The sequence below is a fragment of the Achromobacter sp. 1014246743 genome (assembly GCF_059760725.1).
Genome location: NZ_JCBANA010000111.1, coordinates 1 through 14439 on the forward strand (window position 1 = coordinate 1; position 14439 = coordinate 14439).

At 66.5% G+C, this 14439-nt stretch carries 16 protein-coding genes and 1 pseudogene; 5 read left to right on the forward strand and 12 right to left on the reverse strand.

Annotated elements, in window-relative coordinates; translation table 11 throughout:
- From AC6LJ2_RS28910 to AC6LJ2_RS28930, 5 genes and pseudogenes are all read right to left on the reverse strand, one after another.
- A pseudogene (locus AC6LJ2_RS28910) lies at window positions 1-512 on the reverse strand (flagellar hook-length control protein FliK); the annotation flags it as partial.
- Window positions 509-862, reverse strand: coding sequence for a flagellar protein FliT (locus tag AC6LJ2_RS28915; RefSeq protein WP_263912455.1), 354 nt, complete (start codon window positions 860-862; stop codon window positions 509-511). The gene AC6LJ2_RS28915 and the pseudogene AC6LJ2_RS28910, both read right to left, overlap by 4 nt.
- A 47-nt stretch (window positions 863-909) precedes the next feature.
- Entirely contained in the window at window positions 910-1338 is a 429-nt protein-coding gene (fliS, locus tag AC6LJ2_RS28920) for a flagellar export chaperone FliS (protein ID WP_263912457.1), read from the reverse strand.
- An 18-nt stretch (window positions 1339-1356) separates the two neighbouring features.
- On the reverse strand, window positions 1357-2766 hold the full coding sequence (fliD, locus tag AC6LJ2_RS28925) for a flagellar filament capping protein FliD (RefSeq protein ID WP_263912459.1): 1410 nt from the start codon (window positions 2764-2766) through the stop codon (window positions 1357-1359).
- Window positions 2767-2910: 144 nt separating this feature from the next.
- Window positions 2911-3288: a flagellar protein FlaG gene (locus tag AC6LJ2_RS28930; protein WP_263912461.1), complete on the reverse strand. Its 378-nt coding sequence runs from the start codon at window positions 3286-3288 to the stop codon at window positions 2911-2913.
- 142 nt (window positions 3289-3430) lie between these two features.
- On the opposite strand from AC6LJ2_RS28930, the gene AC6LJ2_RS28935 reads away from it, so the two are divergent.
- Window positions 3431-4168: an IclR family transcriptional regulator gene (locus AC6LJ2_RS28935; RefSeq protein WP_498152689.1), complete on the forward strand. Its 738-nt coding sequence runs from the start codon at window positions 3431-3433 to the stop codon at window positions 4166-4168.
- A 2-nt stretch (window positions 4169-4170) separates the two neighbouring features.
- On the opposite strand, the gene AC6LJ2_RS28940 is transcribed toward AC6LJ2_RS28935, so the two are convergent.
- The 4 genes from AC6LJ2_RS28940 to AC6LJ2_RS28955 all read right to left on the reverse strand — a co-directional run bounded on the left by AC6LJ2_RS28940 (window position 4171) and on the right by AC6LJ2_RS28955 (window position 8057).
- Entirely contained in the window at window positions 4171-5337 is a 1167-nt protein-coding gene (locus AC6LJ2_RS28940; RefSeq protein WP_498152690.1) for an acyl-CoA dehydrogenase family protein, read from the reverse strand.
- On the reverse strand, window positions 5337-6572 hold the full coding sequence (locus AC6LJ2_RS28945) for a CaiB/BaiF CoA transferase family protein (protein ID WP_263912467.1): 1236 nt from the start codon (window positions 6570-6572) through the stop codon (window positions 5337-5339). The genes AC6LJ2_RS28940 and AC6LJ2_RS28945 overlap by 1 nt, the downstream gene beginning before the upstream one ends.
- Window positions 6569-7543 (reverse strand): Bug family tripartite tricarboxylate transporter substrate binding protein, encoded by a 975-nt coding sequence (locus AC6LJ2_RS28950; RefSeq protein ID WP_263912468.1) that lies wholly within the window; start codon window positions 7541-7543, stop codon window positions 6569-6571. The genes AC6LJ2_RS28945 and AC6LJ2_RS28950 overlap by 4 nt, the downstream gene beginning before the upstream one ends.
- A gap of 97 nt (window positions 7544-7640) precedes the next feature.
- Window positions 7641-8057 (reverse strand): cupin domain-containing protein, encoded by a 417-nt coding sequence (locus AC6LJ2_RS28955; RefSeq protein ID WP_263912469.1) that lies wholly within the window; start codon window positions 8055-8057, stop codon window positions 7641-7643.
- Between the two features lie 163 nt (window positions 8058-8220).
- Between AC6LJ2_RS28955 and folC the strand changes: the two genes are divergently transcribed.
- From folC to purF, 4 genes are read left to right on the forward strand one after another with little or no spacing between them, the layout of a single operon-like run.
- Window positions 8221-9531, forward strand: a complete 1311-nt coding sequence (gene folC / locus AC6LJ2_RS28960; protein WP_498152691.1) for a bifunctional tetrahydrofolate synthase/dihydrofolate synthase — start codon at window positions 8221-8223, stop codon at window positions 9529-9531.
- 32 nt (window positions 9532-9563) lie between these two features.
- The gene (locus tag AC6LJ2_RS28965) at window positions 9564-10400 is read left to right on the forward strand and encodes an SPOR domain-containing protein (RefSeq protein WP_445658825.1); all 837 of its coding nucleotides are present in this window, start codon (window positions 9564-9566) and stop codon (window positions 10398-10400) included.
- The gene (locus tag AC6LJ2_RS28970) at window positions 10400-10888 is read left to right on the forward strand and encodes a CvpA family protein (protein ID WP_498152692.1); all 489 of its coding nucleotides are present in this window, start codon (window positions 10400-10402) and stop codon (window positions 10886-10888) included. The genes AC6LJ2_RS28965 and AC6LJ2_RS28970 overlap by 1 nt, the downstream gene beginning before the upstream one ends.
- A 30-nt stretch (window positions 10889-10918) precedes the next feature.
- The gene (gene purF / locus AC6LJ2_RS28975; RefSeq protein WP_263912474.1) at window positions 10919-12439 is read left to right on the forward strand and encodes an amidophosphoribosyltransferase; all 1521 of its coding nucleotides are present in this window, start codon (window positions 10919-10921) and stop codon (window positions 12437-12439) included.
- A gap of 69 nt (window positions 12440-12508) precedes the next feature.
- On the opposite strand, the gene AC6LJ2_RS28980 is transcribed toward purF, so the two are convergent.
- From AC6LJ2_RS28980 to AC6LJ2_RS28990, 3 genes are all read right to left on the reverse strand, one after another.
- Window positions 12509-13027 carry a M48 metallopeptidase family protein gene (locus AC6LJ2_RS28980; RefSeq protein WP_263912476.1) on the reverse strand — a complete coding sequence of 173 codons (519 nt, stop codon included), beginning with the start codon at window positions 13025-13027 and terminating at the stop codon, window positions 12509-12511.
- Complete coding sequence (locus tag AC6LJ2_RS28985) at window positions 13024-13515, reverse strand: disulfide bond formation protein B (protein ID WP_445658826.1); 492 nt, start codon at window positions 13513-13515, stop codon at window positions 13024-13026. Before AC6LJ2_RS28985 ends, AC6LJ2_RS28980 begins: the two co-directional genes overlap by 4 nt.
- 90 nt (window positions 13516-13605) lie before the next feature.
- On the reverse strand, window positions 13606-14319 hold the full coding sequence (locus AC6LJ2_RS28990; RefSeq protein ID WP_025138848.1) for a MarC family protein: 714 nt from the start codon (window positions 14317-14319) through the stop codon (window positions 13606-13608).
- Between the last annotated feature and the right edge of the window lie 120 nt (window positions 14320-14439).

Consider the following 14439-nt stretch of genomic DNA (forward strand, 5'->3'; position numbering starts at 1 on the left):
TTGCCCGGCTGCGCCGGCGGCTGGCCGGGCTGCGCGGTTGGCTGCCCTGCGGGCTGGCCGGCGGCCGGCTGTGCCGGTGTGCCGGCGGATTGAGAGGGCGCCTCGCCCGTCCAGAGCGGAGCGCGCCCCTGCACCGGGGGCGCCGCTTCAGGGTATTGGGCCAGCAGCGCCAGGATGGCGCGGGCGGTGGTGCCCAGCGTCGTGGGGGCCGAGGCCGTGGTGTCGCTGCTGGTGACCAGGCCACGTGCGGCCAGCGCCAGTGCCGCAGCGGTCTTGGCGTCGACAACGGTTGCCGGCCGGTCGCCCCGGGCGCCGCCGGTCTGTATGCCTTGCCGCGCGTCGCGGTTGGAGCCATCCGCCGAGCCGGGCCGGTCCAGGCCGGCGGGCTGGCTGACCGCATCGGGCCGCGCGCCCGAAACCTGGTTGGCGTTCGCGGCGGACATGGTCGTGCCAAGCACGGCGTCCAACCGCTGCACCAGGACGTTGCCGAGTGCCGCGGGACCTACGCTCATTCTTCAGACGCCTGGTAGCCGTAGGCCGACAGCAAGGTCTGCTGGCGCTTCATGCGGCCGAGCAGTTCGCCCAGCCGGGCCAGTTGCGGAAGCGCCAGGTCGCGCGTGAGCGCGTCGTTTTCCAGGATGCGCACCAGCAGGTCGTACTTCATGGCGCGGCCGGCTTCGTCCAGCGGCGCCTTGGGTTCGGCGACGCGCAGGCGCTCGACCAGCTCGCAGTATTGCAGTCCATGGACCATCGCCGCATCCCAGTCGCCAGCCTGGGCGGCCGTCAGCATTTCGCCCGTGATGTGAGCGATCTCCTGGTAGTGTTCCAGGATGGGAGAGGAGTACTGGGTAAGGGACGTCATGGAAATCTCGGGCGTTCGATGGCTGGCTGAAATCGTGGAGTGGGCCATCAGGGCTGCGTCACGCCAGCCGGTCGGTCGATGGAAGTCTGCCAAGCCTCGGCCAGGTCCGCCAGCAGGCGGTCGGCGATGTCGAGCTGCTCGGGATCTGCTTTCAGATTCGCCATCAGCAACGTGCGGACGATGTAATCGTAAAGCCGGGCGAGGTTGGCGGCGATGTCGCCGCCGGCCTCCATGTTCAGCCCGGTCTTCAAGCCTTCATCGACGATCTTGATCGCTTTCGAGATGGCCGCGCCGCGTTCGGCGATGCGGCCTTCCTGCATGTGGATGCGCGCTTGCCCGATAGCCGCCCGGGCGCCCAGATACAGCAGGGTGATCAGCCGCTCCGGACTCGCGCCCAGGACCTGGGTTTCCAGGCCGATATCGGCGTAGGAGCGGACAGAGTGGGACCCTGTGGGACGGCGGGCGGCGTAAGTCATTAATGCATCTTCTACAGGTTATTTGCTCGATTTGTTCATCGCCGCAAATTGTTGGGTCAGGTAGTTGGCCGTGACGCTGGTCTGGGCAACAAATTTGTCCAATGCGACGAAGCGGGTGCGCATCTGGTCCATTTCCGCGTCACTCGAGGCCTTGGCGCGCTTTTGCTGGGCGTCCAGGTCGCTCATGGTCTTGTTCAGGCCGTCGGTGCGGGTCTTCAACGAGCCGTTGGTGCCCAGCACGTCCTTGAACGCGGCCTCGAAATTCTTGGCCAGGCCGTTGTCGCCCGACAGCAGTTTGGTGAGGTCGCCGGGGTTCTCGGCCAGGGCCTTGTCCAGCTTGGTCTGGTCCAGCTTCAACTGGCGCGTCTGCGGATCGGTGGTGATGCCCAGGTCGGCCAGGGAACGCACGGTGCCCTCGCCCAGCACCGCTTGCAGTGCGCTGGTCATCGACGACTGGATCGAGCGCGTGGTGCCGTCGCCGGTCAGCGGCTGGTTGGTGGCTGCCTTGGCGTCGAAGGCCGTCAGGTTCTTGATGGTCGACTGCAGTGCGTTGTAGTTCTTGACGAAGTCCTGGATGGCCTTGTTGGCGACGGACGTATCCGATTCCAGCTTCAGGGTGATCGGCTTGTCGGTCGGGGTCGTCTCGGTCAGGTTCAGCGTGACGCCGTCGATCGCCGTCGAAAGGCTGTTCGAGCCGCTCTTGACGGTGAGACCGTTGATGACCACTTCGGCGTCGACGGCCTTGGTCTGGGTCATGCCGGTAGTGGTGCCGTCGGCGGCGGTGCTGAAGCTCAGCACGTTCTTGAGCGACTGGTCGCCCGTCACCGTGATGTTCTTCACCGAGGCCTGCACGCCGGTGTCCTTGGCCGTCAGCATCAGGTAGTTGTTGCCGTTGCCGTCGTTGATGACAGTGGCGCGCAGGCCGGACTTGTCGTCGGCGTTGATGGCCTTGACGATGCCGTTCAGCGACGTATCGCCCTTCAGATCGACGGTGTGCTTGGTGCCGTTGGCCAGCTCGACTTCGAAGGAACCCGTGTCGCCGTTCTTGGCGGTACGGTCGGCCACTGCGCCCGATTGCAGGCTTTGGGCGCGTGCCAGGGTGTTCACGGCGATCGTGTATTGACCGGCCACGGCGCCCGGCTTGCCCGCAAGCGCGCCTTCGGCCGTGATGACGGCCGTCAAGGCGGTGCCGCCCGTGACGCTGCCCTTGATGGCGGACATCGTTTCGGGTTTGCCGAGCACGCCAGCCGATTTCTGCACGGCCTCCAGCGCGCTTTGCAGCTGCGCATAGGCATCGATGCGCGTTTTGTAGCTGGCCGCACGAGTCGTGTAGATCGAGAGCTTTTTATCCTCGGCGGCCTGCAGGTCCGACAGGATCTTTTCCAGGGGCAAGCCGGAAACCGAACCGAGGTTAGTGATAGAGGCCATGTGAAATTCCTTCCTAGCGATGCGATTCTGTCAAAAATAGGGTGCCGGCGATTGGCCGGGTAAGGGCATAAGGCGGGCCTAATTCGATGCTTCTGTCATCGAATGGCGCCAAAACGGGCACAGCAGAAAATATTCGGGGCCATATCAAGCCGTGGTTTTGATGCCATTTCCCTGCATGTTCACGATCATTTTGGCGATCTTGAGCAGGGCTTCACTGGGGATGGTGCGGATGACGTCCCCCGTATTGGCGTCCACCACCGACACCACCACCTGATGCACGTTCGGGTCGATCTCGAACTGCAACTGGGTCGACCACGCTTTCATCTGGTCATTGATCTCGTCCAGCGCTTTTTCCAGCGGCAGCTTCTGCGAGGTGGACTGCTCCGACGTGGCGGTGTCGCTGCCACTGCTGTTGCTGCTCGCCACGGGCGGGGTAACGGTGACGGATGGGTCTGCTACGACCGGCGTAGCGGCTACCGGCGCCGGAGCGAACGTAGCGGGGGCTATGGGGGATACGGCCATGATCACTCCAACGGCGAGGTGGCGTCTCGGAGGAACGCGCTGTTTTCAGGGAATTCTCAGCTACGATAACGGCACCCTCGCAGGGAACTTTAGCCCCCTGCAAGGCCAGATGTTTCACGTGCTAAATAGTTCGGATCGGGCAATGAGTGTCAAGACGGCGCTGCGAGTCATAGAAATCATCGAAACCTACGCACGGGAGAAGCGCGCACTGCCCCTGTCCGAGCTGGCCCGCCTGCTGGATGTGCCGGTGTCCAGTTGCCTGGCCCTGATCCGGACCCTGACCGGGCTCGGCTATCTGTATGAAACCGGGCGCCGCCAGGGGTATTACCCCACCGGGCGCCTGCTGGCGATGGCGCAGCGCATCGCCCGGGCCGATCCCGTGCTCGACCGCGTCTATCCCAGCCTGGTTGAATTAAGGGACGCAACCCGGGAAACCGTCGTGTTCGCCAAGCTGACGCAGGACGGCCGGGTGGTCTACCTGGATGTGCTGGATTCGCCGCATACGATCCGATACGCGCCTGTTGCAGGCGAGTTCAAGGACGTACACGCCAATTCGCTGGGAAAAGCGCTGATGTCGCTGTTGGACGACGCGGGGCGGGATGCGCTGCTGGGCGCCACGCCCCTGACACGCTACAACGAGCGCACGCTGGTCACGCGCGAGGCGATCCTGACTGACCTGGAACACTCGCGCCAGCGCGGCTGGTTCATGAACAGCGGCGAATCCATCGCCGACGTGGGCGCCATTGCCTGGCCCGTCACGCTGTCGGGCGAGCACTATGCGATCTCGGTGGGCGGCCCGATCTACCGGATCGAACCGCACCAGGAAGACTACGCCCGCATCCTGCGGGCGGCCTGCACGGGGCTGGAACAGCAGTCCTAGCTTCAATACGACTTGGGCAGCCCCAGCACCTTTTCCGCAATGAAGCACATGATCAGCTGCGGGCTGACCGGCGCGATGCGCGGAATGAAGCTTTCTCGCAGCAGCCGTTCCACGTGGTACTCCTTGGCATACCCCATGCCCCCCAGCGTCATCACCGCCGTCTGGCAGGCGTTGTAGCCCGCCTCGGCCGCCAGGTACTTGGCGGCGTTGGCCGCCGGGCCGCAGGGTTGGCCGGCGTCGTACAGGCTGGCGGCCTTGAACACCATCAGGTCGGCGGCCTCCAGTTGCATCCAGGCCTGCGCCAGCGGATGCTGGATGCCCTGGTTCTGGCCGATGGGCCGGCCGAACACCGTGCGTTCGCCGGCGTACTTCACCGCCCGGTCCAGCGCGGCGCGGCCGATGCCCACGGCTTCGGCCGCGATCAGGATGCGTTCGGGGTTCAGCCCGTGCAGGATGTATTCAAAGCCGCGGCCTTCTTCGCCGATGCGGTCCGCCACCGGAATGCGCAGGCCGTCGATGAACAGCATGTTCGAGTCGACCGCCTTGCGGCCCATCTTCTCGATCTCGCGCACCTCGATCTTGTCGCGGTTCAAGTCCGTATAGAACAGCGACAGGCCCTGGGTCGGCTTGGCCACCTCGGACAGCGGGGTGGTGCGGGCCAGCAGCAGCATCTTGGTGGCGACCTGGGCGGTCGAGATCCAGATCTTGCGGCCGTGCACCACGTAGTCGTCGCCGTCGCGCACCGCGCGGGTGCTCAGCTTGGTGGTGTCCAGCCCGGCGTCCGGCTCCGTCACCGCGAAGCAGGCTTTTTCGCGGCCCGCGATCAGCGGCTCCAGCCAGCGGGCGCGCTGCTCGTCGCTGCCGAACACCACCACCGGATTCAGCCCGAAGATGTTCATGTGCACGGCGGATGCCCCGGTAAAGCCCGCGCCCGACGCCGCAATGGTCTGCATCATCAGGGCGGCCTCGGTCATGCCCAGGCCGGCGCCGCCGTATTCCTGCGGCATGGCGATGCCCAGCCAGCCGTCGCGTGCCAGGTCCGCATGCAGGGGTTCGGGAAAACCGCCTTCGCGGTCGCGTTCCAGCCAGTATTCGTCGGGGTAGCGGTCGCAGATGCGGGACACGGCGTCGCGCAGCGCCAATTGGTCGGGAGTGAATGCAAAGTCCATCAGTCGGTTCCGTCTTGGGTGATGCGGTGAGCGAACAGGGCGGCGATGCCGGCGTCGTCGTAACCGGCTTCGGCCAGCACTTCGCGGCTGTGTTGGCCCAGCGTGGGGGCCGGGCGGCGCAGGGACGTGGGCGTGCCTTGATAGCGGCCCAGCGGGGCCGGGGTGCGCAGGCGGCCCTCGGTGGGGTGGTCCACGTCCTGCACGAAGCCGGTGGCGGTCAGGTGTTCGTCCTGCAGCAGGTCGTCCACCGTATAGAGCTGCGAGGCCGGGATGTCGGCGCGCGCCAGGTCTGCCAGCCAGGCCGTTGTCGCCCGCGTGCGGATCACGTCAGCGACAAAGGCGTACACCTCGCTGATATGCGCCGCCCGTGCGCCGTGGGTGCAAAAACGCGGGTCGTCGGCCAGTTCGGGCTGGCCGATCAGGTCGAAGAAATTGCGCCAGTGCTTGTCGTTGTAGATCAACAGGCACAGGTAGCCGTCGGCCGTGGCGTAGGGCCGGCGGTGCGGCGCCAGCAGCCGCGCATAGCCGGTGGGGCCCAGCGGCGGCTCGAAGGTGGCCCCGCCCAGGTGGTCGCCCAGCACCAGGTGCGCCATGCCTTCGAACATGGGAATCTCCACTGGCTGGCCTTGGCCGCTGGCGCGGGCGTGCAGCACCGCCGACACCAGCGCGATGCCCACGTGCAGCCCCACCGCGCGGTCGGCCAGCGTCAGCGGCGCATAGCGCGGCACGTCGCCGCTTTGCTGCGCCGACAGCGCGGCGATGCCGGTCTGCCCCTGGATCAGATCGTCATAGGCCGGGCGGCCGGCGTAGGGTCCGGCCTCGCCGAAGCCATAGGCGCCCAGGTAGACGATGCGCGGGTTGCGCGCCGCCACCGCTTCGTACGACAGGCCCAGCCTGGCCATGGCCTGGGGCCGGATGTTGTAGAGCAGGGCGTCGCAGCTCTCGGCCAGCCGCAGGCAGGCCTCGCGGCCTTCGGGCGTCTTCAGGTCCAGCACCACCGACCGCTTGTTACGGTTCAGGTGCAGGTACAGATGTCCCATGCCCGGATTGCGCATGGGGCCGACGGCCCGCATGTTGTCCCCGGCCGGCGATTCCACCTTGATCACGTCGGCGCCCAGGTCGGCCAGCACCTGCGTGGCATAGGGGCCCATCACCACCGAACTCAGGTCCAGGATGCGCACGCCGGCCAAGGGGCCTGTGTCCGGGGTGGGGGGCGTCTGGGTGGCGTGCGTCATTGCTGCTCGATCCCCGCATCGCGAATCAGTTTGCCCCACAGGTCGCGCTGCTCGCCGACAAACTGGGCGAAGGCTTGCGGGGTGCTCGAAAAGGCGTCAAAGCCCAGGCCGGCCAGGCGCTTGCGCACGTCGGGCTTGGCCACCACCTGCTTGATGGCGTCGTTCAGCCTGGCCACTACCTCGGGCGGCATGCCGGCCGGCCCGAAGTAGCCGTTCCAGGAATTCAGGTCGAAATCCGGCACGCCCGATTCGGCCATGGACGGCAGGTCCGGCACGATGGCGCTGCGCTCGGCGGTGGAGACCGCCAGCGCGCGCAACTGGCCCGATTGCACGAACGGCAGGCCGGATGCCAGGTCGGTGAACATGAAATCCACCTGGCCGCCGACCACGTCGGTCAGGCCTTGCGGGGTGCCTTTGTAGGGCACGTGCAGGATGTCGATCTTGGCGCGATTGGCCAGCGTGGCGCCGGCCACGATGCCGGTGCTGTTGCCGCTGGCGTAGGTGATGCGGCCGGGATGCTGGCGCGCATCGGCCACCAGGTCCGCCACCGACTTCCAGGGGCGCTTGGGGTTCACGACCAGAATGAAAGGCAGGTTGCCACCGCGCGCGATCGGCGTGAAATCCTTGACCGGGTCATAGGGAATGTTCTTCATCAGCCAGGGGGCGGCCGAGTGCGAGGTATTGGTCGTGACGAACAGGGTGTAGCCGTCCGGCCGCGCCCGCGCCACATAGCTCGCCGCGATGGTGGCGTTGGCGCCGGGCTTGTTCTCCACCACCACCTGCTGCCCCAGGATGGTCGACAGCTCGGCGCCGAAGATGCGGCCGACGGCGTCGGTGCCCGAGCCGGCCGGGAAGGGCACGATCAGGGTGATGGGCTTGTTGGGGTAGTCCGTCGCCGCGTGTGCGGCGGGCTGGGCCAGCAGCGTGGCGCCACTGGCGAGCAGGGCGGCAAATAGTCTTAGGGCTTGCATGGGGTTGTCTCCTGATGGGGATGCCGGGCGCGGCTCTGCGGCCGCTGCCTGGTTTTCTTGGGGGGTGGACGGGTTCGTTGCCGGTATCCGCGACGCCTCAGGCGCCGGCCGCGGCTGGCGGGAAATTCCGGATCACGCGGTCGGGCGACTCTTCGTAGGGCGGTGTGTAGATCACCAGCAGGCGGGCGGGCTCGTCACTGGTGACGGTGAACACGTGCGGGATGTCCGGCGGGAAATAGCAGCAGTCGCCCGGGCCCATGTCGGCCCATTCATCCGCCACCTGGGCACGGGCAGTGCCTGACAGCAGGTAACAGACCTGCTCGATGCCCGGATGGGCGTGCGGCAGCGCGCCCTTGCCCTTGTCGATCACGCCCAGCAGGACCTCCACGCCGCGCGCGCCCACCGTGTCCGGGCCGATCAGTCGGCGGTTCAGCGTACCGGTGTGGTTGGCGGGGTGGTAACCCGGAACGTCCGCTTCCCGCACCAGCCAGGCCGGGGTCTTGCGCTGCGTCATGTCTCTTCCTTTTGAGTTTTCATATGTGAATTTATTTTCACGTATGAAAAAAACATCGGCAAGCGATTTTTCCCGGGCGATACCGCTGCACTCCCTGGGGGATTAGGGAAAACACGGGCCGCGACTGTTAAAATTGCGGGCTGACTTCCTTTGCGACCCCGACATGCCTTCTGCCCGCACGCCCGACGCTTCCGCCACCCTGTCCGACTGGCTGCAATACCTGGAATCCATCCACGCCACGGCCATCGACATGGGACTGGAACGCGTCCGTGAGGTGGCTGCGCGCATGGACCTGGCGCTGTCGGGCGTGAAGTTCGTGGTGGGCGGCACCAACGGCAAGGGCTCCACCTGCGCCATGCTCGAAGCCATCCTGCTGGCGGCGGGCTACAAGGTCGGGCTGTACACGTCGCCCCACCTCATCGATTTCAACGAGCGCGCCCGCGTCAACGGCCAGATCGCCACCGATGCGGCGCTGATCGAGCAGTTCGTCGCCGTCGAAGCCGCGCGCGGCGAAACCTCGCTGACGTACTTCGAATTCACCACCCTGGCCATCCTGCGTCTCTTTGCCCAGTCGCGCCTGGACGCCGTGGTGCTCGAAGTCGGCCTGGGCGGCCGTCTGGACGCCGTCAACATCATTGATGCCGACTGTTCCGTCGTCACCAGCGTCGACCTGGACCACACCGATTGGCTGGGCGACACCCGCGAAAAGATCGGCTTCGAAAAAGCCCACATCTACCGCGCCGGCCGGCCCGCCATCTGCAGCGACCCGGTGCCGCCGCAGTCGCTGCTGGACCACGTCGAGAAAATCGGCGCCGACCTCTGGCTGTTCGGCCGCGACTTCAACTATTCCGGCGACCGCCAGCAGTGGGCCTATGGCGGACGCGAACAACGCCGCGGTGCGCTGGCGTACCCGGCGCTGCGCGGCGCCAACCAGCTGCTGAACGCCTCGGCGGCGCTCGCCGCGCTGGAATCCGTGCGCGACCGCCTGCCGGTGCCCGCGCAGGCCGTGCGCCAGGGTCTCTTGCAGGCGTCACTGCCCGGCCGCTTCCAGATCCTGCCGGGCCAACCCACCATCATCCTGGACGTCGCCCATAACCCGCACGCCGCCGCCGTGCTGGCGCAGAACCTGGACAACATGGGTTTCCATCCCTACACCTACGCGGTGTTCGGCATGCTCAACGACAAGGACCTGGCCGGCGTCGTGGCCAAGCTGGGCGCACGCATCGATCACTGGTTCTGCGCGGGCCTGCCCGGCCCGCGCGGGGGCAGCGGTCAAGCCCTGGCCGACCAGGTCGCCGCCGCCTTGCCTGCCGCGCCCGCTGCAGGGCAGGCGCCGGGCGTGTCCGCCTTCCCGGACCCCGCGCAAGCCTTTGCCGCGGCGCGCGAACGGGCGGGCGAGAATGATAGAATCGTGGTGTTTGGCTCGTTTCTCACCGTGGCCTCGGTTTTGCAGTCGCTGGGCCGCAAGGCGTAAGCAAAAAACACGTAGGCAAGGAATTCTCTCCCATGGGTTTTTTCAATCGCAAAGATCCTGCCGACCAGGCGCAGCCCTCCAAACGGGCGGCGGTGCCTAGCGAGGTCCAGGCGGCGGAACTGCGCGGACGCGCTCGGCGCAGACTGGCAGGCGCCATCGCGCTGGTGCTGGCGGCCGTCATCATCCTGCCCATGGTGCTGGATTCCCAGCCCGTCCCCGTTGCCGACAACATCCCCATCAGGGTGCCGGAACGCAATACGCCGTTCCAGCCGCAGGTGAGCGAACCCCAGGCCGGCGTGGCCACCCCCACGCCCGCGGCGCAGGGCACCGCGCCCAACGAGCCGCCCAGCATTCCCACGCCGCCGCCGGTCACGTCGGCACAGCCGCAGACCGCCACGCCGCCGGCGACCACCCCGCCGGCCACGACGCCGCCTGTTGCCACGCCGCCGGCCGCCACGCCGCCGCGCACGGCCCAGACCCCGCCGCCCAAGCCGGAAACCAAGCCCGAGCCCAAGCCGGCCACGCCCAAGCCTGAAACCCGTTCCGACGACGGCGCTCGCGCGCTGGCGCTGCTGGAAGGGCGCTCCGCGCCCGCCGCTGCCACGCCCGCGCCCAAGCCGGCGGCCGCCAAGGGCAATTTCGTGCTGCAGATCGCCGCCTACACCACGTCCGAAGACGCCCAGTCGCGCCGCGCCAAGCTGCACCAGGCCGGTGTCACCAACGCATTCGTCGAGCAGGCTTCCATCGGAGGCAAGCAGCAGTACCGTCTGCGCGTGGGGCCGTTCCCCTCGCGCGAGGCGGCGCAGGCGGCCCAGGCGCGGTTGCGCACCCTGGGCTATGACAACGGTTTCATTGCCGCCGCCCAGTAGTGACCGGTTTCGACTTCGTCGTGCTGGCCATCCTGGCGGTATCGGGTGTGCTGGGCCTGGTGCGCGGCCTGCTCAAAGAGGTGCTGTCGCTGGTCGCCTATCTGCTGGCCTTCGTGGCCGCGATATGGTGGGGCCCCACGGTCTATACCTGGCTGGAGCCCTATATTGAAACGACGCTGCTGCGCATGGGTGTCTCGTACGCGGTGGTTTTCATTATCGTGCTGCTCGGCGTGGGGTTGGTCAACATGACGCTTGCCGCCTTGATCCGCAGCACCGGACTGGGCCCGGCCGACCACGGCCTGGGCGGCATGTTCGGTCTTGCCCGGGGTCTCTTGATCGTGCTGGCGCTGGTCGCCGCCGCCGGCTATACGCCGTTGCCCCAAGAGCCCTGGTGGCAGGACGCCATGTTTTCGCATTCGGCCATCGAGGCCATCAAACATGTCAAGACGTGGCTGCCGCCGTCCCTGGCGACTTGGCTGCCGTATTGATTAGCTTTACATCAACCAGGAAATGTCACCATGTGTGGAATCGTAGGGGTCATCGGGCGCGGGCCGGTCAACCAGCTGCTCTATGACAGCTTGCTGCTGTTGCAGCATCGCGGGCAGGACGCCGCGGGCATTGCGACGTCGCAAGGCAACCAGTTCAATATGTACAAGGCCCACGGCCTGGTGCGCGACGTATTCCGCACGCGCAACATGCGCGCCTTGCCGGGCACGTCCGGCGTGGGCCAGGTGCGCTATCCCACCGCCGGCTCCAGCGCCAGCGAAGAAGAAGCGCAGCCGTTCTACGTCAACGCCCCGTTCGGCATCATGTTTGCCCACAACGGCAACCTGACCAACTGGCGCGAACTGCGCGAATCGCTCTACCGCGTCGACCGCCGCCACATCAACACCAACTCCGACTCCGAAGTCCTGCTGAACGTGCTGGCGCACGAGCTGCAATCCTCGGCCAACGGCGTGTCGCTCGATGACGACGCGATCTTCCGCGCCGTCTCGGCCGTGCACAAGCGCGTGCGCGGCGCCTACGCCGTGGTCGCGCAGATTTCCGGCTATGGCTTGCTGGCCTTCCGCGATCCCAACGGCATTCGTCCGCTGTGCATCGGCCGCCAGGAAACCGACGAAGGCGTCGAATGGATGGTGGCATCCGAATCCGTGGCCCTGGAAGGCAGCGGTTTTGCCTTCGTGCGCGACGTCGAGCCGGGCGAAGCCGTGTTCGTCGACCTGGACGGCCGCTTCGTCAGCCGCCAGTGCGCCGACAACCCCCAGCTCGTGCCCTGCATCTTCGAATACGTCTACTTCGCGCGTCCCGATTCCCTGATCGACGGCGTGTCGGTGTACGACGCGCGCCTGCGCATGGGCGAATACCTGGCCGACAAGGTTGCCCGCAACATGCGCCTGGGCGATATCGACGTGGTCATGCCCATTCCTGATTCCTCGCGCCCGGCCGCCATGCAGCTGGCCGCGCGCCTGAACCTGGACTACCGCGAAGGTCTCATCAAGAACCGCTACGTGGGTCGCACCTTCATCATGCCGGGCCAGGCCGTGCGCCGTAAGTCGGTGCGCCAGAAGCTCAATGCCATCGGCATGGAATTCAAGGGCAAGAACGTGCTGCTGGTGGACGATTCCATCGTGCGCGGCACCACCAGCCGTGAAATCGTCGACATGGCGCGCGCCGCCGGTGCCAACAAGGTGTACTTCGCCTCGGCCGCGCCTCCGGTGCGTTTCCCCAACGTCTACGGCATCGACATGCCCACGCAGAGCGAGCTCATCGCCACCGGCCGCAGCGACGAGGAAATCGCCCGTGCCATCGGCGCCGACAGCCTGGTCTACCAAGACTTGCACGACATGCAGCAGGCCGTGCGGGACATCAATCCCAAGCTGTCGCGCTTCGAAGCCTCGTGCTTCGACGGCGAATACATCACCGGCGACATCACCGCGGAATACCTGGCTCGCCTGGGCCAGTCGCGTGCGGAGCCCGGCGAAGACGAAGGCGCCAGCGGCCTGCAATTCAACATGGGCTACGCCGCCAACGACGCCTGATTGCGGATCTTGCTTCGGCATGCAAATCGCCGCCCCTCGGGGCGGCGATTTTTTTTGGGCCGCATGGCCTCACGCCTGGGCGTTGACGTCCCAGAGCGGCTGGCGGGTGGCCTCAAGATGGGTCAGGTACAGCCGCAGGTCGAACTCGTACTGGTGGTACTGCGGTTCCATCAACTGGCACAGGTTGTAGAAGGCCTTGTTGTGGTCCTTTTCCTTCAGGTGGGCCAGTTCGTGCACCGTGATCATCTTCAGGAATGGCTCGGGCACGGCCTTGAACAGCGTGGCCACGCGGATCTCGTGCTTGGCCTTGAGCTTGCCGCCCTGCACGCGCGAGATATAGGTGTGCTGGCCCAGCGCGTGCTGGATCACGTGGATCTTGCTGTCGAACGCGATCTTGCTGAGCGGCGCGCCGTTGCGGATATAGGTGTTCTTCAGGTCCACCACATAGTCGTAGAGCGCCCGGTCGGTGCGCACGTCGTGTGCGCCGCCGGGATAGCGGGCCAAGAGCGCCGGCCCCAGCTTGCCTTGGTCGAGCAGGGTGCGGGCCTGCGCCAGCAACGATTCGGGGTAACCGGTCAGGTACTTCAAAGGGCGCCCGGCCGGCCGCGTCCAAACACGACGGGCAACGCCATGAAGAACAGGATCACGAACAGCGCCAGGCTCCACAGGGCATATTCGATGCCCAGCACCGGCACCACGGCGTCCATGCAGGTGGCGTAGATGCCGAACAGCCAGGGCACGCTGCCGTCCAGGCCGATGCCGGTCATGAAGCGGTCGGCGAAGGTCTGGTCGCACGACAGCATCTTGGCGGCCACGCTGTACTGGTACCACGCCGCGGCCACGCCGGTGGCGGCCAGCAGCGCCGCCAGGCCGCCGCAGACGCGGGTCAGCACACGGCCGCCGCCAAAACCGCCCACCAGGGCAATGACGCCGATCACCAGGTAGATCAGGCGCTGCATCACGCACCAGGCGCAGGGCGGCATGTCGAAGGCATACTGGGAAATCAGGGCAATGCCCACGGCGCCGAAACAGAAGAGGGCGATCAGGCGAAGCAGGCGTTCTGAGCGGGAAGTCATGGTGATTCTGCGTTAAGGGTTCAAAAGGTAAGCCCCGGTCGCGGCAGCCCGAGTCGGGTGCGGCGCGCCGGGACGGCGGATCAGGCAGGCTTAGGCCTTGGGAATCGGAATTGGTTGCATGCCTTGCTGCAGCACGCCCAGCAGCAGTTCGCGCGAGCCTTCCCAGAAGATCTGTACGCCCAGGCACAGCATGATGAAGGCCGACATGCGCATGAACACCGCGGTGCCATTGTCGCCCAGCCGGTGCAGCATCTGCGCCGCAAAGCGCAGGCAGACGTATAGCGTGAGCGACACGACGATGATGCCGGGGATCGATCCGCCCAGCCGCAGCAGGCTCAGCACGTGGTTCTGGTCGCGCAGCGACACGCCCACGGTGATGGCCGCCGCGATCGAGCCGGGGCCGCAGCTGATGGGAAAGGTCAGCGGATAGAACGCCCGGGCCTTGGCCATTTCAGGGGTGAAGGATTCGGCCATGCGCGCCACCCGCTCGGTGTCGGCGTCGGGCGAATTGACCAGGCGCCAGGCGCTGGCGATGACCAGCAGGCCGCCGCCCACCCGCACGATCGACAGCGAGATGCCGAAAAAGCTCAGCAGCACGTTGCCGGCCACCATGGCCACGATCAGCATCAGTCCGACATTCACGGCAACCCGCTTGGCCAGCACCGTGCGGGTGGCCGAAGACGCGCCTTCGGTCAGCGACAGGAAGATGGGGGCGATTGCCGGCGGATTCAGGAATGGCAACAAGGTCGCCAGCGCGAAAAAGAAGCTGGTACCCAGGACACGCAAGTATTCGTTGAGCTCCATCGCAGGGCATCGCCAAGCCGAAAACCGGATTGTATGCGGTCAGCGGCGCGCTGGCGATGTGGGAAGGGGGGCGGCGCCGGCTCGCATGCCGCCACGGGCGGGCGGCATGCGGGCCGTGGC